We start from the raw sequence: 20,348 nt of genomic DNA, 5'->3' as shown, positions 1-20,348 counted from the left end.
CACGGCGAAACACTTCATAAACCAATAATAACAAAAATTAGCGGCAATATAGAATCGATAAAACCGACTATTATAGGAGGACAAATAGTATTAAACAACATTAAGATTGAAAAAATTAACCGTAATTTACAAAAAGTTAAAATTAGTATACCGAGAAAGTATCTATACTCTAGTGAAATGCAGAGTGATTATATGAAGATCAACTTGGAAAAGAGTAATCGGTCTGTAAGCCGAGGAGCGGAGCGTACAGAAGTACGTGAGCATCCGAGGACTTACAAAGACGACGTAGCCAATTTTGGGGGTTCATCGAGTATAAAAGAAATTAGGGTAAATGACAGAATTACCTTGCTTGCTAAACTCTATAAGCCGCAAAATGCTATACTCCCCGGGGGATATGATTTTGGTTTTTACGCTTATATAGGGGCAAACGGCTATGCCATGTCGCAGCCACAAATTATAGAACGTAACGAGACAAATTTTGATAGCTTTATTTATAGAGTACGTATCTTTATTTATAATAATTTAATAGAAAAGCTAGGAAAAGATAAAGGGAATTTTGCAGCTGCGATATTACTCGGTGAGACGAAAGGTTTAAACAGGCAAATAATGCAGGATATGAGGCAAAGCGGTATTATCACACGTGCTTTGCGTTTCAGGTTTGCATTTATCTTTAGTCGTGATGATTATTTTCCTTACTACAAGATTTTTATTAAATCTCTCAAATTATTTGGCATATAATTTCAATATAAAATTAATCTCTGCTTATTGTTCGCTAATAGGAAGCTTCGGTTATTTAGAGCTAAGCGGTATGCAAATAGCAGCAACTAGAGCCTTTATTACTGCTGCAATCTTTATTTACGGTATTATTATTGGACGCTCTTGCTTTCCTCTTCGTTCACTTGCAATTGCGGCTTTTATAATATTATCGTTAAATCCCGAATATATTTTTCATCCAAGTTTCCAATTATCTTTTATCGCCGTATTATCACTTGTTGCAGGTTTCGAGTTTTACTTAAAAAATTCATGGCTAATCGGGGAAAATAAAGGCATTTTTGGAGCAGTAAAATTTTATATGGCTTCAAATATTTATTCAAGCTTCTTAGCAAGTATTATAACCGTGCCGGTGGTAATTAATCAATTCTTCATATTTTCCACTTACTCAGTACCGGCTAACCTGATTGTCGTTCCGATAACATCATTTTTTCTTATGCCGCTTGCTTTACTATCTCTGCCTTTTACCATGATCGGGTTTGATAGCTATATCCTAAAGCTTATGAGGTTCTTTATTGATATAATAATAAAATCAGCCGCCTATTTTAATAGTTTACCTAGGTCTGTATGGTATTTTGGTTATATCACCAATTTCAGCATATTACTTTTTTTATTCGGCTTCTTTTGGATTTGTATATGGAAAACTTCGTGGCGTTTGCTTGGTCTTGTAATTATGATAATATCTTTTATATTTATGTTCTACTCTCCAAAGCCGGAATTAATATTTGACACAAATCATATGGCAGTAGGCATTAAAGACAAAGATGGTAAGCTTATAATTTATGCTGATAAAATACCTACTTTTAATAGAACTTATTGGGCTAATTGGTTCGGACAAAAAGATAGTATGGTGTTACCTTTAAAAGATAATATTTTCATAACTAATCACGGACAGAAAATTGTCATTAATAACAATAATCATTGTGAGAAAGCCGAAATTCACATCAACCTTAACTATAAAGCTAAATGCCACGGGAGCTTAATAACGATTAATCACAATTTTTTAAGAAAAAGTCCAGTTATACTTATCTTTTGCAATAAAAAGGAATGTACGGTAAAATCAAATAATGCAAGTTATACATAAAACTTTAAAAATTCCTTCAAAAGGATATAAAAAAATCTTGAGCCTTTTAAATGAAAAAGGGCATGCACGACTTATTGGCGGCTGCGTACGAGATGCGTTACTAGAGAAAGATAGCTACGATATCGATATAGCTACTAATTTAACACCGGATGAAGTAATAAATATTTTATCAAAAGCTAAGATAAAAACCATCCCGACCGGCTTAAAATTCGGTACGATTACGGCTATTTTAAACGAGGAAAAATTTGAGATTACAACTCTCAGGAAAGATATCGAATGTAACGGCAGACATGCCAAAGTAATATTCACAAACGATTTTGCCGAAGATGCCGCAAGACGAGATTTTACTATTAATGCTTTAAGCTATTGTCCCTTTAAAAACGAGATATATGATTATTTTGAAGGATTTAAGGATTTGCAGCAGGAAAAGGTTGTATTTATAGGGGAAGCTCTAGATAGAATTAAAGAAGATTACTTACGAATCCTACGCTTTTTTCGATTTTCTAGCTATTATGCGAATCAACTTAATGATGGCAGCTTTAAAGCATGTAAAGCTTTAAAAGACGGCTTAAAAACTTTATCACGAGAGCGAATAAAAAGCGAAATGGATAAAATCATTGTTTCAAAAAAAGCAGCACAAATTTTAGAAGCTATGTCCCACATAGGAATATTAGAACTAATATTCTCTATCCAAAATTATGAAATAAAATTTTTTGAGCAATCTAAAGAATTAGAATTAGCAACTAATTATGCTTTATTACTATATAATTTAAAAAATATAAATTCAAAGCTTCTTCTCGATTGGAAATTCTCAAGACAGGAAGCAATGCAAATATTATCGATACTAAACTTTCTGAATGATTCTAAAGATAGCATGAAAAAAATTTGGTTTGAAAAAAAGAACTATAAGGAATATTTATTAGCAGCCTGCAAAATCGGTAAACTAAACCATTCACAAGTAAAAGAATTTATCTATAAATACGATGTATTATTACGTCCGAAATTCCAAGTAAACGGTAATGATTTATTAAATATGAATATAGAGAAAAAAGAGATAGGTACAAAACTGGAATATCTAAAAAATTTTTGGATAGAGCAGGATTTCAAGCCTAGTAAATTGGAGTTGTTGGAAAAGTTATGAGAGATAGTGTGTTAAACCATCATTGCGAGGAAAAATTGAAAATTTTGACGAAGCAATCTCGCACCAAAATCCTGAGATTGCCACGCTCCTTTCAGTCGCTCGCAATGACAATTTTATTATATCTCACCTTCTTCAGCCTTACTAGCTACGCTAAGCCTAAAATAGTTGTAAGTATTACGCCAATTGCTAGTATTGTTTCGATGCTTGTTAAAGATAAAGCCGATATAGAAAGTTTAGCTATTAGTAGCGACTGTCCTCATCATTATAATATAAAACCCAGTGATTTAGTAAAAGTCAAAAATGCCGATATAGCTATTTATATTAATGAACAATTTGACGGTTTTGCCGAGAAATTAATTGATAATCATAGCAAAAACATTATTAAAATTAGTGATATTAAATCTTTAACTATTATAAAAGATATAGTCAAATCAGTTGGATTTAATTACAAGGAGCGAGGAGCGAAGCCTATAACTAATAGGAGAGCGACAAGTGACGATGGAAGTGAATTCAAATCATTTGACTATAATTGGCATATTTGGCTTGATCTTGATAATGTAAGAATTTTGCTACAAGAATTTGCACGAATATTTAGTAAAAATTTTCCTGAGCTACAAGAAGATATTAATAATAACCTTTCAGCAGCACTTAAAGAATTAAACAAGCTACAAGAAATTAAAAATAATGAATTTGCAACGATAAAAGACGTAATTTTATTAAGTGACAGTAGCGAGTATTTTTTTGTTAATACTAATATTAAAACTTCAAAATTATATAGTGAAAGCCAAAAAAGCCTACGATATATACGCAAGCTAGAAGATTTAATTAAAGAGTCTAATAACAAATGTCTTGTTTTAAGTAGCGAACAAAATTCACGGTTATACGACAAATTAAATGCTAAGATAATAATATTAAATAGCGAAAATTGGAATGTGAAAAATATTAATTCAAGCACTTTTCAGAACCAATATTTACAAATGATTAATCAAGTTAAAAAATGCTTATATTAAATAACGAAGAAGAGACAAAGAAGCTTGCAAAACTTTTAGCACAAAGCTTAAAACCAAATGATATAGTTTTACTTAACGGTGACCTTGGAGCCGGTAAAACATTTTTTTGCCGTGAAATTATTAAACATTTTTGCGGTGAAAATACAAACATTATAAGCCCGACTTTTAACTTACTACAAACATATAAAACTTCCAACTTTACTATTTATCATTATGATCTTTATCGTCTTAAATCACCTGAAGAAATTTATGAACTTGGATTTGAAGAGGCATTAAACGGCAATTTAATTTTAATAGAATGGTCTGAAATTATTAAGCATTTACTTACCCCGCCTTTAATCGAGGTAAATCTAGAAGTATTAGACGAAAATAAACGTTTGTGTAGCATTATAACAAATTCGTCAGAATCTTCCCTTATTGATTTTTTACAAGCTTCTCCGTTATTTAGTACAAAGCTTGATATTCAAAGAGATAAAAGTCCTACTAGAAAAATTGAATTATAAGTACGAACTATTTAATTTTTCTTTTAAATAACTTATAAACTTCTCCATCATTTCTTTTTCCTATAAGAAAAATACATGTTTTAATTTTATCTTTTTGATAAATTATTCTAAATTCTCCTACATCAACTCTATAGTATTGTTCTGCCGAGCTTTTTAAAAGCTTACTATCATTAGGATGATTTATTAATTCATACAATTCTTTAATCTTAATTGCTATTTGTCGTGCTTGCTTTATATCTAACTTTTCAATAAACTTTTGTGAACTTTTTGATAATATTAAAGTCATATTTATTCCTTTAATATCTTATTTAAAAAATCTTTACTCTCGTTCTCTGATAAAAAGCCACTTTTACTTGCATTTTTTGCTTGCATTGCCCAGTACATATCTTCAAGCTGATTAAATTTCTCATATTCTTCATGCGATATAAGAACCACTGTAGGTTTACCATATTTATTTATAACTACTGGTGATTTTACTGCCTGATTCATTAACTCTCCAAAATGATTTTGAGCTTCTTTACTACTGATGCTTTTCATATTATTACTTTATCCAGTTTGTATAATTATTATATTAGCTATGATAGCTATTATCAATATGATAGATCCTAATTATTAATATTTAACTAATCAATTGTCACGTAATAAAAACGCCTTTTTAATAGGAAGTAACTTTAATTCCGGTAACATCGGCATAATTAAATCTATTCCGGCTTTTTCGTTACTATTACCGTGTACTAATATGAAAGAGCCGTCTTGAACTTTTTCGCCTTTAGCAAGCCAAGCATTGCTACCAAGCGGAATAAATCCTAAATCTTTTAGCTTTTCTATTAATGTTTGATCAGAAACTAATCCGGGGAAACGAAAGAAAGGTGACGGAGCAATATTATAACTTACTAATATTTTCCCTGCTTCTAATACTTCATTTTCAAAATCATCTTTATTGGAAAGAAGAAAATTATCTTCAAGAGGTTTATCTTTAAAGTAAGGATGACTAAATGAATGATTAACCCATGTTATTTGTAAATAACCGTTTTCTTGTTGCTTTAATAACCATAAGAACTCTTCAGTATGCTTATTAATCCATAAGCCTGAAACACATATAGCAATCGGAATAGGTTTATTTAGTTTGCTCGATAATTCTACGAGCTTTTTAAAAAATCTTCTTCAAAGCTTTTGGAAGAAGGACACATATCAACTGTCAAGAACTGCCCTTTTACTTTATACATGCTACTCGTAGCACCGTAATTTTGCAGTATATAAGGTGCAGAGTTTTATTTAATTTTTTTAGAAGATTTTCTTTTTCTGTTTTATTCGTAGGTAAAATTACCAGCTCTTGTAAGACTAGCTCAGTTTTAAAAGAATTTGGATCTACTAAAACGAAATATGATTTTTCATTATTTAAATAAGAACGAATAGCGATTTTTATTTTTTTATTCTCAGCAATTACAGGCAAAAATACCGGTTTATAATCAGTTATAATTGCTGCTTTTTCATCCGCATAACTTAAATTAAAAAACAATATTATAAAAATATAACTTAAAATATTTCTCTTTACTACCCATTCAAGCATTGTTACGTGGACCTGTTTATCCGTCATTGCGAGGAAATTACAAAGTAAATTACAAAGTAATTGACGAAGCAATCCAGTTAAAAATTCTGATTTACAGAATTTTTTTAATTATTTAACTGGATTGCAGCAAAGCTTCGCTCCTCGCAATGACGCCCTTGTATCTACTCAACAACGCTTACTCTTTCATAACGCTCGTATAAAATTCTGCAATTTTCTCTTTTACCTCTGCGGGGTCGTTCATCAAATTAACGGCACCTCTAAACTCTGCCGAACTCGGCAAACCGCTACTATACCAACCAATATGCTTACGAGCAATAGGTACGCCCACAGATTCGCCGTAATAATCAAGTATTGCGTTATAATGCTCGGTTACGATATCTAGCTGCTCTGCTATAGAGGGGGCAGGTTTTTCTTCGCCGGTTTTAAGGTAATGTGCAATTTGTGAAACAAGCCAAGGTTTGCCGTATGCTCCTCTACCGACCATAATACCGTCTGCACCGGATTTTTGCAGGGCTTCTTTTGCTTTAGCAAAATTAGTGATGTCACCGTTAGCAATAACCGGAATTTTTACGGCTTCCTTAACTGATCGTATAAAATCCCAATCGGCATTACCGGAGTAAAACTGACATCTAGTTCTACCGTGAACGGTAACCATCTGAACACCTGAACTTTCGGCAATTTTGGCTAAATCCGGAGCGTTTTTCGTATTATCATCCCACCCCATACGCATTTTAACCGTTATCGGAATCTTAACCGCTTTAACGGTAGCTTCAAAAATCTTAGCTGCCAACTGCTCGTCCCTCATTAGAGCCGAACCTGCATAACCGCCTACTACCTTTTTCGCCGGACAACCAAAATTAAGATCGATAATTTTTGCCCCCATATCCTCGTTCATTTTAGCAGCTTCAGCTATTACATTCGGCTCACAGCCGGCTAGCTGCACGCATGCACTTGTCGGATCGTCATGCACGATAGCACATTTTTGCATTGACTGCCTAGATTTTACAACCATTGCCCGACTTGCTATCATCTCAGAAACTACAAGCCCTGCACCGAATCTTTTTACCAATTTTCTAAATTCTAAGTCCGTAATATCAGACATTGGAGCAAGAATTACATTTGAAGAAAGTTCTATATCGCCGATTTTGATCATAAAAAACCGTTATAAAAATAAACGCTTATAATATCATAATTAAGTATTTTTGTCTAATATTACTAATTAAGAATAGACAAAAGCCGATTAATCTATTATAAGCTTATTGTTGTATTTGGTTTTTCCGTCATTGCGTAGATACCAAATCGTCATTGCGAGGAGCGAAGCGACGCGGCAATCCAGAAAAGGATTAAAAAAAATTCTGTAAATCAGAATTTTTAACTGGATTGCTTCGTCGAATTACTGCGTAATTCTTCTCGCAATGACGATTTGACATATTTTGAGACCTTGTAGCCAATTTTTCAAATAATACGAGTATACATGGCCACGTAGCTCAGTCGGTAGAGCAAAGGACTGAAAATCCTTGTGTCGTTGGTTCAATTCCAACCGTGGCCACCATTCTTATTTAAACTCCACTTTCTTTATATCTTCGATTAAATATCTATTGCATTCTTAAAGCCCTTTATTATGATATATTCATATTTTTGTTGATTTTTAACAAAATATTAAAAATTATAGAATTTAATAAGGATAAATTATGTTTACAAGCGTGAAAAAATTTTTTGGAATACATGAAGAATCAGATGAAATATTATATAATCAACTAATATCTTTACTAGAAAAATTAACGCGTGTAATAACCGCAAAAGATAGCGATAAAAAAGAAGTTGAAAAATTAATTGATAAAATAAAAAATACTAATTTATTTAATCAATCCGATGAGAATGGTAATACAACCTTAATTTTAGCTGCTGATGCAGGTTTAGAAGAAGCTTGTTTAAAGCTTATTCCTAAGATGTCTGACGAGGCTATTAATATGATCGAGAATATACGTGGTCAGCCTGCATTAGTAAAGGCTATGTGGCGTGATTTAGATAGTGTTTGTATAGAGCTTATTCCAAAAATGTCTAAGGAAAATATTAACGCTATTGATAACTGCGGAAGGACATTGTTAATGCTTGCAGCCAAAAAAGGCATGACAACAGTTTCTAAAATGTTTATTAATCTGATGCCGCCTGAGATGATTATTCATGCTGATAATGAGGGAAATACAACTGCAAGCTACGCAGATACGGACCATGCATTTGCCGATACAACAAAAACAATAAAGCTATTACAAGAAAAATTATTAAAAAGTTTAGCTTCATTTATAAATAAATCTTTTTTAAAAAAAGATCACGTAAAAAAGGGCGTAGATAATTTTTTTAAAATTGTATGGGCTACAAAATTCTATAAAAAAATAAAAGTAAATAAGGAGCTATTAGCATCTTATTTACAAGAACAAAATAATGATCCTGAATCTACTAATACCCCTGAATCTATGATAAAAACAATGAATAATTTTATAAAATTACATCTCTTTGCTATTGCAGGAGTATGTAAAATAATTCAACCGGCTTTTGAAACTTCTTCTTTACATTTATCATGCTTACCAAAAGAAGCAATATGTTGTATCATCTCCCACTTAGAAAATGAAAAATGGGGGGTAGATGCTGTGTTGCTTGGAGAGAATTAATAAAAAAGGAGGCATTTAGCGGCAGTGATTAGCGTTGTTGCATGGCTCAGTTTTTCGTCATTGCGAGAAGAATTACATAGTAATTCGACGAAGCAATCCAGAAAAAATTCTGTAAATCAGAATTTTTTTAATTATTTTCTGGATTGCCACGTCGCTTCGCTCCTCGCAATGACGATTTGGTAGCCATGCAACAACACCCCGCTTTTGCGGGAATGACATCGAGCGTGTTTTCAATTACTACCAATTAATCAGTTTTTTAAAGTAATTAATTTTATATGACAAAAAGTAATTTTCGTTACTTTTTAAAGCTCGTATATTCAATACAAAATCATTCTTATCATAGATAAAAATTTTAACTAAGTTTAGATATAATTAAAGTGCCGAGAATAATTGAACGAAATAAGCCAAGAGATGCTTTTAAAAGTTGTTTATCGATTATAAGTATAATTTTTCGGTGTGGTAATTTGAATAAATTTCTGATTAATTTATAGTAAGCATATGTGTTGTAAGGTTTTTTAGCTAAAATAAGTTCTATTTTTAATTCCCCATTTATGCCATTCGGATAAATTTCACGTAATAAGTCTTTATCTTTAATGATAAAATCTAGATATGGTTCAATAATAGCTATTCTTTCTGCTGCGGTTTTAGTGTTCATAACGGTTTAGTCCTCCAAACTTAAATAATTAAATTTTACCACCACAAAATATTTTATGGTGGCCAGGGAGTTCAAAAACCGTTAGAGAACAGTCATAATAGCCTTTAGGTTTAAAGTTTGCACTTTAAACCCTATTGTATAGCTAAAATCCCCCCGACCGTGACAAAGCCGAGGATTGTATTTTTATGGATAATACTAACCATCTCTAAAGGAGTTTTGAAGCTCCTGAACAGTCGTAACTGTTCCAAGATGATTCTAAGCAAAACTCTAAACAAGTCAATATGATTATTAATTTTAAAAATTGGTATCGCTCGCATAGACGTCAAATCGTCATTGCGAGGAGCGAAGCATTGTTGCAATTCAGAAAAACAATAAAAAAATTCTGTAAATCAGAATTTTTTACTGGATTGCTTCGTCGAATTACTACGTAATTCTTCTCGCAATGACGGAAAAATTGATCCACACAACAAGATTAAAGCGAATAGTGGGTTATCAACTCGCATTGTTATAATACAAGGCTATCACTAGAATCGTTTACTGCTAGTCCTGCAAGCATTATATTTTCCATTCTCGTCACATAGTCACAAGTTGCAGAATAACCTGAATTTATTAATGCTTCTTTTTGTTCAGCTGTGATATCAAAACTTAAAGCTGATATATTATGATCATCAATAAAAACTGTTCTATCATGATTCTGAAAACAACTTATCAAGTCAGAACTTGTGAGAACTTCAGCTAACGCATATAGTTGATCCACAACAGTAGTAGTATCCACAAACGGTTTAGGTTCTGTGCCATTCTGATAAGCTTCTAATATTTCCTTATTGATTGGTTTAAACCCAAGAGTTTTATAATTTTTATTATCTGTTTGAGGAAGACTTCGTGCCGCAGTTTTATCATCAAACACCTCAACCGGGTAATTATTCGTAACTCCACCATCCACATATGTTGAAACTACTCCTTGAACAGTTTTTTGTACGGGCTGAAAATATATAGGAAAAGCACCAGAAGCATGTACGAATTTTACGACTTTCTCATCAGGAGCATTTTCATAAGATAGAATTTCCGGAAATTGAGTACTGAGATTAGTACACACTACGTATAAATCTATATTTGTTTTTTGACTATCATGTAGCTGTTTAAAAGTAATTTCGGGGTCAAATCCCTTATCTTTTAATAATTGCCCTAAAAATCCTTCTAGATATTTCTCAGAATTTAACCCTCCGTAGAATACAAGATTATACACTTCATCCCATTTACTAGTATGATCTGAGAATTTATTAAAATCAATTTTCTTAAGTATATCCTCAATTTCTTCCGGTTGATATCCTAGTGCTATGGAGAAAGCAGCTATTGCACCACCGGAAGCTTCAACTACTTTTTAGACATTTTTTAAACAATCTTTGTCTTTTAATGCCTTTAGAGCCCCTGCATACGCTATGACTTTTACTCCACCACCTGCAAAGGCTAAGTTGTTTATTTCTAACATTTTCAATACCTTGATTTAGTTAATATAATTTAGGCTTTATTAAGAGAAATTAGATTATTAATATTTTTGTAAAAATTGATAAGATTTGTACTAAAATAGCTACAATATATTAATTTACTTCTTCTTAATAAAACCTAAATTAATATTAACTAAATATTTTTCTAGATATTAAGATAATATTAAATTTATATTAATAAAAATTAATATTTGTGACTTTTATAAACTATAATATTAATAGTTGCGTGGATCAATTTCACCTCTGTCATCCCGTGGCTTGACCACGGGATCCAGTTAAAAATGCTAAAATTATTAGTATTTTTTATTGTTTTTATGGACCTAGTTAGCAAGCCACGGGGGTAACACAGTAAATTTTATCAGTCCACGCAGGCATGCCTACGTAGCTCATAACGATATCATTCTTTACTTAGCAATACCTTTTATGCCTCCTGTAAATTTTGTTGCATAATAAAACTATCACTTATATACTGTCGCTAATGATTAATTTGCTTAAAGTTTCATATGGTAAGTAGTAATTTTTATAAAAATTTAGGACCACGAAAACTAACGGCAATTATAGATTTTTTACACGACATTATAGAACCTCCTAAGATTCATGAAGATATAGCTATTCATGATATTAAAATTCTGCAGGAAGCATCACCAAATGATATTAGCTTCTTAAGCAATCCTAAATACTCTGAATTTTTAAAAACTACCAAAGCTGCTGCTTGTATAGTGCCGAAAAATTTTACGGGGGAAGCAAATCCAAATACTGTTTTAATACATGCCGAGAATTCATATTTTGCTTACGGCAAATTAATAGATTTTTTCTATACTCCTATTAAATCATACCCTGCTAAAATAATGAAATCCGCTATTGTTGCAGATTCGGCGACTATCGGAAAAAATTGTTATATAGGTCACAATGTAGTTATTGAAGACGATGTTATTATAGGTGATAATAGTATTATAGAAGCCGGAAGTTTTATAGGTAGAGGCGTGACTATCGGCAGAAATGCTAGAATAGAACAACATGTTTCAATAAATTATACAATTATAGGTGATGAGGTAGTAATACTTGCAGGTGCAAAAATTGGACAGGACGGGTTTGGGTTTTCTACCGAAAAAGGCGTACATCATAAAATATTTCATATAGGTATAGTTAAAATCGGCAATAATGTTGAAATCGGTAGCAATATTACTATTGATAGAGGTTCGCTTCAAGATACTATTATAGAAGATTTATGCCGCATAGATAATTTAGTACAAATAGGGCATGGCGTAAAAATAGGCAAAGGCTCTATTATCGTAGCACAAGCAGGTATAGCAGGAAGTAGCACAATCGGCAAATATTGTGCTCTTGGAGGACAAGTAGGAATCGCCGGACACCTAAATATAGGCGACGGGACACAGGTAGCGGCACAAGGCGGTGTAGCACAAAATATAGAGGCAGGTAAAATTGTCGGCGGTAGCCCTGCAGTTCCTATCATGGATTGGCATAGACAATCTATTATTATGAAACAATTAGTAAAGACCTCTAATAGCAAATTAAAAAAGTAGTTTGCTATTGAAAAAATACTGAGCCGTCATTGCGAGGAGCGAAGGACGTTGTTGCACGGATCGTTTTATGTCATTCCTGCGAAAGCAGGAATCCAAAAAAAGTATAAATACAGCAAATTTTTAAAATTAAAAGCTCGATTTATCTCGCTTTATGATGGATTCCCGCCTACGCGGGAATGACATCAGACTCTATGTAATAAATAAAATACTAAATAAAGAGACCTAAATAAATGATCATAGATATTACCGAAATCATGGATTTAATACCTCATCGCTATCCATTTTTATTAGTAGATAGGGTACTTGAAATTGATCTTAACAAATCAATAAAAGGTATTAAAAACGTTACTGTTAACGAACCACAATTTACAGGACATTTTCCGGCAAGACCTGTTATGCCAGGCGTTCTAATGGTTGAGGCTATGGCACAACTTGCTGCTATATTAGTTGCTAAATCGTTAGGCTCTACTAAGAATAAAGAAGTGTTTTTAATGGCTATCGAAAATGCAAAATTTCGGAGAATCGTTCAGCCCGGGGATACTATGTATATCCACGCTACTATTGACCAACAAAGAGCTAATGTGTGGAAATTTTCAAGTACGGTTACGGTTGAAGGTGAAATGGCTGCAGAAAGTAAATTTACCGCAATGATTAAAGATAAATCGTAAGGGATATAGTGTCAAATTCTAATATACATCCGACTAGTTTAATCGCAGAAAAGGCAAAGCTCGGTAAAAACGTAAAAATCGGTCCATACTGTATTATAGGTCCTGAAGTTGTGCTTCATGACAATGTCGAGCTAAAATCTCATGTGGTAATTGAAGGGATTACTGAAATCGGTGAAAACACTGTAATCTACCCTTTTGCATCAATCGGTCAACCTCCGCAAATCTTAAAATATGCTAATGAGCGATCAAACACAATAATCGGCTCTAATAATACTATTAGAGAATATGTTACGGTACAAGCAGGAAGCCAAGGCGGCGGAATGGTGACAAGAGTAGGAAATAATAATTTATTTATGGTCGGCGTTCACATCGGTCATGATTGTAAAATCGGCAATAATGTAGTGTTTGCTAATTACGTAAGCCTAGCAGGTCATATTGAGGTAGGTGATTACGCAATAATCGGCGGGCTATCTGCCGTACATCAATATGCTAGAATTGGTGAATATTCGATGATTGGCGGGCTATCACCGGTCGGAGCAGACGTAATACCGTTCGGGCTTGTAAGTAGTAAACGTGCGGTACTTGAGGGCTTAAACCTAATCGGAATGAATAGAAAAGGGTTTGATAAAGCAGACTCTTTAAGTGCCTTAAAGGCTATCGAAGAAATTTTCTCAGGTGAAGGTAATTTTGCTGAACGTATTAAACAAGTTGCCGAGAAATATAAAAATAATTCTATAGTAATGCAAATTATCGATTTTCTTAATCAAGATAGTAGTAGAGCATTTTGTCGTTTTGAGAAGTGAATTTATAAGTAGTGTATGGACGTACCAATGTCATTCCTGCGAAAGCAGGAATCCAACATAAAGTGAGATAAATCGAACTTTTAATTTCAAAAATTTGCTGTATTTATAATTTTTTTTGGATTCCTGCTTTCGCAGGAATGACATGAGCCATACAACAACGCCTATAGTCGCTCGCAATGACGGAGCATTTTTTCTTGCAAAGAATTTTGGCGTAAACGAGTTTTTAAGCTCTTAAAATCAACTATTTCTGCATTTTGATTTTGCCTACTACATGCAAAAATATATTTCTGCTCCCCTTTAACCTTTTGTATACATTGTCCGCAGATTCCTTTCATCATACATTGCATCGATGAATTAACGCTAACTATTAGCTCCGTATTTTCACCGAATATTTCATTTTTTAGGCTTTGCAATTCTTCTATTATGTCAGGAGAAGTATTAATTATTACTATATCCACTGAAACTAATTTACGGATTTTTATATCAGGATAGGTAACAAATATAACTTCATTATTATTTTCTTTTAGAACTTTTAATAAGCCTATATTACCTACTTCGGAATCAACAATAACTATTTTTTTATTTTGAGGTACTTCTAGCGGCGAGCCTGTCGGTCCCATTAAAGCTACTTTCTCATTTTCAGATAATGTTTTACATAAGCTAGTAGATTTACCGACTTCATAAATTACAAATTTAATTAAACCTTTTTCTACATCAATATCTGTAGCGCTTAAGGCTACCGGCTCTATTAACCTAGCAATATCTTCAGAATAATTTTGTAAGCGAAAAAACTGTCCAAACTTAAAATTTTTAGCAGCAAGCGGCGAATGAATTATCAACTCAAAAGTTTTATCATCTAAAATATTTATTTTATGAATTCTACTAATCAATAAATAATCAAGCTGCGTACAAAAATCTTTATAACTATTTTTAAAGCTAGGGGCATTATTTATAAGTATTTTATTAATAGCCTCGTACCCTTCTTTGCTACTAGCAAGAGCTTTCACTACACTTCCCAAATATTTAGGATTACAATCACCGAAATAACTATATTTATTCTCATCAAATTGAGTGTTATTTTCTATACCGATTGCCATAATCACGGTTTTAGCTTTAACGTCATTGCGAGGAAATGCGTAGCATTGACGCGGCAATCTTGTTAAGCTAAACTCCTGAGATTGCCACGCAGTCTTTGACTGCTCGCAATGACGAGTCTTAAATTCCACCCCCTCCACATGACCGTATTTATCAACATTAATCCTTAAAGGCTGCATATTTTCTTTAAAATCAACACCGAGTGCTAATGTATATATTAGCTCTTCGTGATTTAATTTATATGCCGACGAATCTTGCAATCTTCCACGATAATAAACAGTAGCTCCTCCAAGCTTATTAAAAACCTTTCTTAATTCTTCATTACTCTTAGCTTCTTTAAATAATCTTGCATGAGCAATAAATTCTTCAGCTATTTTTTTATCTTCATCCGTTAAATCTTTTTCTATATAATTTTTAGCAAATTCCTCTACTTGCTTTTTATAGTAATATAAACTTTCTGTTGCTGCATCTAAGGAAGTAAGACCGCCGCCTATTACCGCAATCGGCATTCTAATTACCATATTAGTATTAGAATTTTTCAAAAATGCTCCTCCGCTTTGCAAAGTCATTAAGAAATCAGAAGCTGTTTTTACGCCCTTAGCTTCAAAATTTTCTATATCTAAGACTTTCGGCTGACCCGCTCCAATACAAAAAGCTATATGGTCAAAACCCAAATCGAAAGCCTGTTCTTTCGTTATATTAAAATCTAAAGCTACCCCGTCATAATATTTGAAATTGTTATTTCTCTCTAGTATTAACCGCAATATATCAAGATTGTTTTTATCCCACCGAACAGTTATACCATATTCTGCTACTCCTCCAAATCCTCTTGGCATTCTTTCCGATAACAAATTTTTATATTCATGCCAAAATTTTATAGGCTTATGAACGTTAAAAGGTAAAGGGGTAATTTTTAAGCCATCAATAGCTGTGACATTGTGACCTGACCGTAATAAATAATAGCTAAGACTAAAACCTGCAGGACCAAGACCGGTAACTAAAATATTATAATTAGTAGGTTTTTTCGGAAGCGGAGCATAAATATTAAGCGGATTCCAACGAGTAAGAAGTAGATATATCTCTAAACCGTAAGGTAATTTAAGCGTTTCTTCTAAAATATTTGATTCTATTAAAGGAATATTTACCGGATCTTGCTTTTGGTAAATACAAGCTCTAGAGCAATCATTACAAATCCTATGACCTGTTGCTGCAACCATCGGATTATCAATAACAATAATAGCAAGAGCACTTAAGTTAAAGCCTTGTGCCTTAACATAGTTCATCTCAGAAATTTTTTGTTTTAAAGGGCAGCCTTGTTTTAAACCGTCTGAGCTACGCGACTGAAAGGAGCGTGGCAATCTCAGGAGATTTGACGAGATTGCCACGTCGCTTCGCTCCTCGCAATGACGATTTTGGGGTTGCAGTAATCCCTTAGAACAAGAATCCTTACTTTGCTTATGGCAATAAATACAATAATGAGAAGCGTTTAAGGCTTCATCTAGATTTAAAAAAGAATCTGTATAGTCAAAATCTACTCTCTCATTTTTTTGATATTTTAATATTTTTTTATCGTCTATTAGATTTTCTTTATCTAGTTTTTGAGGGAGGTTAAATAGGATGTCATCCTGTGAAAACAGAGTGTCATCCCGTGGCCTCGCCACAGGATCAACTTTCCCGTCATTGCGAGGAGAGGCGAAGCCTCGACGCGGCAATCTCAGGACATTTTTATGAGATTGCCACGCTTCTTGCAGTCGCTCGCAATGACGATTTGTGGCGGTCAAGCCACGGAATGACACTCGGCACGCTGCATACCTAGCTGCTATATCCAACTCTTCAGCAAAATTCTTTTCATCCTGTTGCCATATAATTATTTGTTTGGCAAATTCTCTAGAGGTAAAATTCGTACCTATTAAATCAGTTAGCTTTAAATACACATCTTCAAAATCAATATCTTTTATTTTTTCCGGTGGGTATTTTTTTACGGCAACACGCTGAACAAATTTTCTTTTACATTCATAAATAATATCAAAATCTTTATGTTTTAACCTTGATATCGTTACTTCTTTTGAAATACAAAATAACTCTGCTAAAAAATCGTCTAAATGAGGGGAAATTTTTAGCAAAAATTCGGAATAATCTTGTGGAATAATGGAGAGAGGAGTCGATCTAAATAACATTAAATCTTTATGCAGAGATTTATCGGCTTTAAAGAGATAATCTAAAAATATTTGATCTAATTTTTTAAGTCCGGTTAAATCTAATTCATTAAAATCTAGATTAAAACCAAGTTTCATAAATAATAAATAACTCTTTTAGAAAATTGTCTATAAATTAAATAACTGATACAAACAGTAATAAATGCAACTATAATAGACTTAACTATCAGCATCATATCCGGTAATGTTCCGTCAATCACCAACGCTTGTACGGGTCTTATAACTAAAAAGAACGGATTAAATTCAAAATATATTTTTTTAGATTCCGGAATTAGTGAATAGGGATAAACTATCGGTATACTCCAATAAATAACTCCAAGAATAACACTCAACATTTGTGGTATATCTCGAATATACGGCGTTAAAAATGCTACTGCGATAGAACCGCTAATCACACATATTATTAAGGGCAAAATTAATATCGGCATAAATATTATTTGCCAAGAAAATTTTTCTGGAAATAATAAAATAAAAGCAAAATACATTGCTGAAAATGAGCAAATTAAAGTATATAATTGCCCTAAACTATCCGCAACAGGAAAAAAAGTCTTAGAAATTCTAACTTTTTTTATTATTTGATCACGTGTAACTAGAGAACTTGAACAAATCGTTAGGCTGCTTACTATAAAACTCCATAAAGGAATACCGCCGACTAAGTTCATTACCATAAATTCTCTCGGTTGTCTTAATAAAAAACCGAAAAAATATGAAATTACCATTATGTGAATAAAAGGCTGAATTAAGCCCCATAAAGAACCTAAAAAAGAATCCTTATTTTGCCTAATTATAGAAGCTTTAACTAGTAATGCTATTGCCCGCCAGTATTTTTTAGAAAAAAAATACTTTATCATTTATGATTTTCTCCCTTAGACTTCTTGGATAACCTATCTTATAAAGAGGAATTTGAAGGAAACACGGAACCGCAGCGTACAAAAGCGTACGTGAGGATTCGAGTACCGGATTGACGTACAAATTACCTTTAGAAGTAGGTTATCCAAGAAGTCTATTATAAATTTTAAACATTTCTGATGGTGTTCCATCACCTATAATATTGCCGTCTTTTAATAAAATACATCTGTCGCAATTATCTTTTATAATTTCTTCTTGATGACTTACTATTATCGAAATAGGGGTATTTTTAAATTTACTTTTCATTAAATTAAGAGATTTTTCTATAAAACGGCTATCTCCTGCCGCAAAAACTTCATCAAGTAATAGAATTTGGGGATTTTGAAATATTGATACAGAAAAAGCAAGTCGTGATAACATTCCTGAACTATAATTTTTTATCGGTAAGTCGATTTTATTACCTAGTTCTGAAAAATCTATAATCTCCTTTTCAATTTTCCTGCTATATTTATCTAACATATTATTATATAGCATCAACATTTTTATATTTTCACGACCGGTTTGTTCCGGCTCAAAACCGACTCCCATATCTATAATTGCAGCAATATCTCCATGAACTTTAACCGTACCGGATTTTAACGGATATATTCCGGCGATTAGCTTCAAAAGAGAGCTTTTTCCGGAACCGTTACTTCCTATAAAAGCTATTTTTTCTCCTTCTTGGCAAGAAAAGTTAATATCGTTTAATATAGGTATATTTGGAGAAAGAGAAACTCCTTTTTTCAAGAAAAAATGCTTTAAACCTTGAGCTCTTTTATGAGTATCTATACCTTCTACATAACCATTTGTTATTTCTATAAATACTTTTGAATGGCTAAGTGACATAACTATTAAATAGATTTATTAATCCAATCTAAAAGAGAGTTTTTTTGCTGTAAACCTATTTTAGTATCTTTTTGTTCACCGTTTTTAAATAACATTATCGTTGGAATACTACGAATCCCGTATTCTGAAGGAATGTTAGGATTTTCATCAATATTCATTTTAAGTACTTTTACTTTGCCTTTTAATTCTTTACTGATTTCATCTATTATCGGTGTTAACATTTTGCATGGTCCACACCATTCTGCCCAAAAATCAACCAGTACCGGTAAATCCGATTCTAATACTTCCTTTTTAAAAGAGCTATCCGTTACGTTATTTGCCATAATTTTTCCTTTGTGTTTTTGTAGTATTGTACATATGGCTTTTATGTCATTCCCGCGGAAGCGGGAATCCAGTACTTTAAAATTTTTTGAAAAGCTCGATTTATCTCTCTTTACCCTAGATTCCCGCCTACGCGGGAATGACATAATGTTGTTTTCATATTCATATGGACAACATCTATATTTATAAATAAAATTATAAAGTACTGGCTTCTACTTGTAAATAATGAAAATCTTTTTATTTATTATATTTATTTTTTCTATTATAATATATCCGCATTATTAAAGCTGCTGTTTCCTCTATTGATCTAGTTGACACGTCAATTACCGGCCAATTTCTTTGATCACAAATTTTTCTAACTTCTAAGCATTCTTTTTGTACTATATTAAAATCTGTATAGCTTTTATTTTCGTTAATTTGCAATAAATTTAACCTAGCTTCTCTTATCTCTATTAATCTATTTGGATTAATAACGAGTCCTACTACTAATAGATCTATGTCTTTTTCTATAAAATCAGGAAAGGGACAATTATAAACATAAGGAATATTGGCAGCTTTTAGACCGTTATACGCTAAAAATACGGAAGTTGGTGTCTTAGAAGTTCTAGAAGGACCTATCAATATTATATCGGCCTCCGACAACTCATTAAGCATTTGTCCGTCATCATGTCTTATGGCGTAATCTATAGCATTGAGCGTATCAAAATAAGTTTTATCGAATTTATAATTGTAATTTTGTTCTTTTTCTATTTCAATACCTGAAAAAACAGAAATTTCTTTAATAATCTTACCTATTACAGAAATACATGGAATTTTTAATTCATAGCAAAATTTCGTTAAAGCTTTTCGGAGTTCTTGATCAGCAATCGTGTATAATACTAGCCCGTGTTTAGATTCTATTTTACTTAATACTTCATTTAGCAATTCCAAATTTCTAATCATTGGCCAATGATATAATTTTGGTTTTATGGAAGTAAATTGTGCAAAAGCAGAATTTGCTGCATATTTTGCAGTTTGCACGGAAGAGTCTGAAACTAAGTGAATAATTAGCTTTGTCAT

Annotated in this window: 17 protein-coding genes, 1 tRNA gene and 6 pseudogenes; 10 read left to right on the top strand and 14 right to left on the bottom strand. The window is 32.5% G+C overall.

Annotated elements, in window-relative coordinates:
- Positions 1-615 precede the first annotated feature (615 nt).
- Positions 616-1,855, top strand: a pseudogene (locus RF_RS11015) (ComEC/Rec2 family competence protein).
- A complete protein-coding gene (locus tag RF_RS00095) occupies positions 1,839-2,996 on the top strand; it encodes a CCA tRNA nucleotidyltransferase (protein WP_011270376.1) in 1,158 nt (385 codons plus the stop codon). Before RF_RS11015 ends, RF_RS00095 begins: the two are co-directional and overlap by 17 nt.
- Positions 2,997-3,016: 20 nt before the next feature.
- Here the strand turns inward: RF_RS00095 and RF_RS11860 are convergent.
- Positions 3,017-3,091, bottom strand: a pseudogene (locus tag RF_RS11860) (octaprenyl-diphosphate synthase); the annotation flags it as partial.
- Positions 3,092-3,100: 9 nt separating this feature from the next.
- Between RF_RS11860 and RF_RS07965 the strand changes: the two are divergent.
- Both RF_RS07965 and tsaE read left to right on the top strand, forming a co-directional pair.
- Positions 3,101-4,006, top strand: coding sequence for a metal ABC transporter solute-binding protein, Zn/Mn family (locus RF_RS07965; protein ID WP_410525677.1), 906 nt, complete (start codon positions 3,101-3,103; stop codon positions 4,004-4,006).
- Complete coding sequence (gene tsaE / locus RF_RS00085; protein WP_011270374.1) at positions 3,994-4,509, top strand: tRNA (adenosine(37)-N6)-threonylcarbamoyltransferase complex ATPase subunit type 1 TsaE; 516 nt, start codon at positions 3,994-3,996, stop codon at positions 4,507-4,509. The genes RF_RS07965 and tsaE overlap by 13 nt, the downstream gene beginning before the upstream one ends.
- Positions 4,510-4,516: 7 nt before the next feature.
- On the opposite strand, the gene RF_RS00080 is transcribed toward tsaE, so the two are convergent.
- The 5 genes and pseudogenes from RF_RS00080 to dusB form a co-directional block, all read right to left on the bottom strand.
- Positions 4,517-4,795 carry a type II toxin-antitoxin system RelE family toxin gene (locus RF_RS00080; protein WP_011270373.1) on the bottom strand — a complete coding sequence of 93 codons (279 nt, stop codon included), beginning with the start codon at positions 4,793-4,795 and terminating at the stop codon, positions 4,517-4,519.
- An 11-nt stretch (positions 4,796-4,806) separates the two neighbouring features.
- A pseudogene (locus tag RF_RS11010) lies at positions 4,807-4,893 on the bottom strand (type II toxin-antitoxin system Phd/YefM family antitoxin); the annotation flags it as partial.
- A gap of 24 nt (positions 4,894-4,917) precedes the next feature.
- A pseudogene (locus RF_RS11005) lies at positions 4,918-4,998 on the bottom strand (type II toxin-antitoxin system prevent-host-death family antitoxin); the annotation flags it as partial.
- A 138-nt stretch (positions 4,999-5,136) separates the two neighbouring features.
- Positions 5,137-6,079 (bottom strand): annotated as a pseudogene (locus tag RF_RS09555) (polysaccharide deacetylase family protein).
- A 175-nt stretch (positions 6,080-6,254) separates the two neighbouring features.
- The gene (gene dusB / locus RF_RS00065; protein ID WP_011270369.1) at positions 6,255-7,232 is read right to left on the bottom strand and encodes a tRNA dihydrouridine synthase DusB; all 978 of its coding nucleotides are present in this window, start codon (positions 7,230-7,232) and stop codon (positions 6,255-6,257) included.
- A 323-nt stretch (positions 7,233-7,555) separates the two neighbouring features.
- Between dusB and RF_RS00060 the strand changes: the two genes are divergently transcribed.
- Together RF_RS00060 and RF_RS11000 are read left to right on the top strand one after the other, a co-directional pair.
- Positions 7,556-7,631 (top strand) — tRNA-Phe (locus RF_RS00060).
- A gap of 139 nt (positions 7,632-7,770) precedes the next feature.
- Positions 7,771-8,748: an ankyrin repeat domain-containing protein gene (locus RF_RS11000; RefSeq protein WP_011270368.1), complete on the top strand. Its 978-nt coding sequence runs from the start codon at positions 7,771-7,773 to the stop codon at positions 8,746-8,748.
- Positions 8,749-9,100: 352 nt separating this feature from the next.
- Here RF_RS11000 and RF_RS00050 read toward each other — a convergent pair whose 3' ends face one another.
- Complete coding sequence (locus RF_RS00050; protein WP_011270367.1) at positions 9,101-9,403, bottom strand: hypothetical protein; 303 nt, start codon at positions 9,401-9,403, stop codon at positions 9,101-9,103.
- 326 nt (positions 9,404-9,729) lie between these two features.
- Between RF_RS00050 and RF_RS09545 the strand changes: the two are divergent.
- Positions 9,730-9,856: pseudogene (locus RF_RS09545) on the top strand (lytic transglycosylase domain-containing protein); the annotation flags it as partial.
- A gap of 52 nt (positions 9,857-9,908) precedes the next feature.
- On the opposite strand, the gene RF_RS08320 reads toward RF_RS09545, so the two are convergent.
- Both RF_RS08320 and RF_RS10995 read right to left on the bottom strand, forming a co-directional pair.
- Entirely contained in the window at positions 9,909-10,715 is an 807-nt protein-coding gene (locus tag RF_RS08320) for a patatin-like phospholipase family protein (RefSeq protein ID WP_231564289.1), read from the bottom strand.
- Positions 10,716-10,784: 69 nt separating this feature from the next.
- Positions 10,785-10,892, bottom strand: coding sequence for an esterase (locus RF_RS10995; protein ID WP_081427727.1), 108 nt, complete (start codon positions 10,890-10,892; stop codon positions 10,785-10,787).
- 519 nt (positions 10,893-11,411) lie between these two features.
- Between RF_RS10995 and lpxD the strand changes: the two genes are divergently transcribed.
- The 3 genes from lpxD to lpxA all read left to right on the top strand — a co-directional run bounded on the left by lpxD (position 11,412) and on the right by lpxA (position 13,923).
- On the top strand, positions 11,412-12,452 hold the full coding sequence (gene lpxD / locus RF_RS00040) for a UDP-3-O-(3-hydroxymyristoyl)glucosamine N-acyltransferase (protein WP_011270365.1): 1,041 nt from the start codon (positions 11,412-11,414) through the stop codon (positions 12,450-12,452).
- 230 nt (positions 12,453-12,682) lie between these two features.
- Positions 12,683-13,120: a 3-hydroxyacyl-ACP dehydratase FabZ gene (fabZ, locus tag RF_RS00035; RefSeq protein WP_011270364.1), complete on the top strand. Its 438-nt coding sequence runs from the start codon at positions 12,683-12,685 to the stop codon at positions 13,118-13,120.
- Positions 13,121-13,128: 8 nt separating this feature from the next.
- On the top strand, positions 13,129-13,923 hold the full coding sequence (gene lpxA / locus RF_RS00030; protein WP_011270363.1) for an acyl-ACP--UDP-N-acetylglucosamine O-acyltransferase: 795 nt from the start codon (positions 13,129-13,131) through the stop codon (positions 13,921-13,923).
- 161 nt (positions 13,924-14,084) lie between these two features.
- On the opposite strand, the gene RF_RS00025 is transcribed toward lpxA, so the two are convergent.
- The 5 genes from RF_RS00025 to RF_RS00005 form a co-directional block, all read right to left on the bottom strand.
- Positions 14,085-17,312, bottom strand: a complete 3,228-nt coding sequence (locus RF_RS00025) for an FAD-dependent oxidoreductase (RefSeq protein ID WP_011270362.1) — start codon at positions 17,310-17,312, stop codon at positions 14,085-14,087.
- Positions 17,309-18,085, bottom strand: coding sequence for an ABC transporter permease (locus RF_RS00020; RefSeq protein WP_011270361.1), 777 nt, complete (start codon positions 18,083-18,085; stop codon positions 17,309-17,311). The genes RF_RS00025 and RF_RS00020 overlap by 4 nt, the downstream gene beginning before the upstream one ends.
- Before the next feature lie 139 nt (positions 18,086-18,224).
- Positions 18,225-18,968, bottom strand: coding sequence for an ABC transporter ATP-binding protein (locus RF_RS00015; RefSeq protein WP_011270360.1), 744 nt, complete (start codon positions 18,966-18,968; stop codon positions 18,225-18,227).
- Between the two features lie 5 nt (positions 18,969-18,973).
- Positions 18,974-19,291 (bottom strand): thioredoxin, encoded by a 318-nt coding sequence (gene trxA, locus RF_RS00010; RefSeq protein WP_039594746.1) that lies wholly within the window; start codon positions 19,289-19,291, stop codon positions 18,974-18,976.
- 235 nt (positions 19,292-19,526) lie between these two features.
- Positions 19,527-20,348, bottom strand: coding sequence for a pyruvate, water dikinase regulatory protein (locus RF_RS00005; RefSeq protein ID WP_011270358.1), 822 nt, complete (start codon positions 20,346-20,348; stop codon positions 19,527-19,529).

The organism is Rickettsia felis URRWXCal2, from assembly GCA_000012145.1.
Taxonomy (GTDB): Bacteria; Pseudomonadota; Alphaproteobacteria; order Rickettsiales; family Rickettsiaceae; genus Rickettsia; species Rickettsia felis.
The sequence above is the reverse complement of the archived record's forward strand: the minus strand, read 5'-3'. Positions and strand labels throughout refer to the sequence as shown.

Bases quoted from the DNA above. Each gene is read 5' to 3' on its own strand.
- RF_RS00095 (WP_011270376.1), top strand. From the start codon at position 1,839: ATGCAAGTTATACATAAAACTTTAAAAATTCCTTCAAAAGGATATAAA.
- RF_RS07965 (WP_410525677.1), top strand. From the start codon at position 3,101: ATGACAATTTTATTATATCTCACCTTCTTCAGCCTTACTAGCTACGCT.
- tsaE (WP_011270374.1), top strand. From the start codon at position 3,994: ATGCTTATATTAAATAACGAAGAAGAGACAAAGAAGCTTGCAAAACTT.
- RF_RS00080 (WP_011270373.1), bottom strand. From the start codon at position 4,795: ATGACTTTAATATTATCAAAAAGTTCACAAAAGTTTATTGAAAAGTTA.
- dusB (WP_011270369.1), bottom strand. From the start codon at position 7,232: ATGATCAAAATCGGCGATATAGAACTTTCTTCAAATGTAATTCTTGCT.
- RF_RS11000 (WP_011270368.1), top strand. From the start codon at position 7,771: ATGTTTACAAGCGTGAAAAAATTTTTTGGAATACATGAAGAATCAGAT.
- RF_RS00050 (WP_011270367.1), bottom strand. From the start codon at position 9,403: ATGAACACTAAAACCGCAGCAGAAAGAATAGCTATTATTGAACCATAT.
- RF_RS10995 (WP_081427727.1), bottom strand. From the start codon at position 10,892: ATGTTAGAAATAAACAACTTAGCCTTTGCAGGTGGTGGAGTAAAAGTC.
- lpxD (WP_011270365.1), top strand. From the start codon at position 11,412: ATGGTAAGTAGTAATTTTTATAAAAATTTAGGACCACGAAAACTAACG.
- fabZ (WP_011270364.1), top strand. From the start codon at position 12,683: ATGATCATAGATATTACCGAAATCATGGATTTAATACCTCATCGCTAT.
- RF_RS00025 (WP_011270362.1), bottom strand. From the start codon at position 17,312: ATGAAACTTGGTTTTAATCTAGATTTTAATGAATTAGATTTAACCGGA.
- RF_RS00020 (WP_011270361.1), bottom strand. From the start codon at position 18,085: ATGATAAAGTATTTTTTTTCTAAAAAATACTGGCGGGCAATAGCATTA.
- RF_RS00015 (WP_011270360.1), bottom strand. From the start codon at position 18,968: ATGTCACTTAGCCATTCAAAAGTATTTATAGAAATAACAAATGGTTAT.
- trxA (WP_039594746.1), bottom strand. From the start codon at position 19,291: ATGGCAAATAACGTAACGGATAGCTCTTTTAAAAAGGAAGTATTAGAA.
- RF_RS00005 (WP_011270358.1), bottom strand. From the start codon at position 20,348: ATGACAAAGCTAATTATTCACTTAGTTTCAGACTCTTCCGTGCAAACT.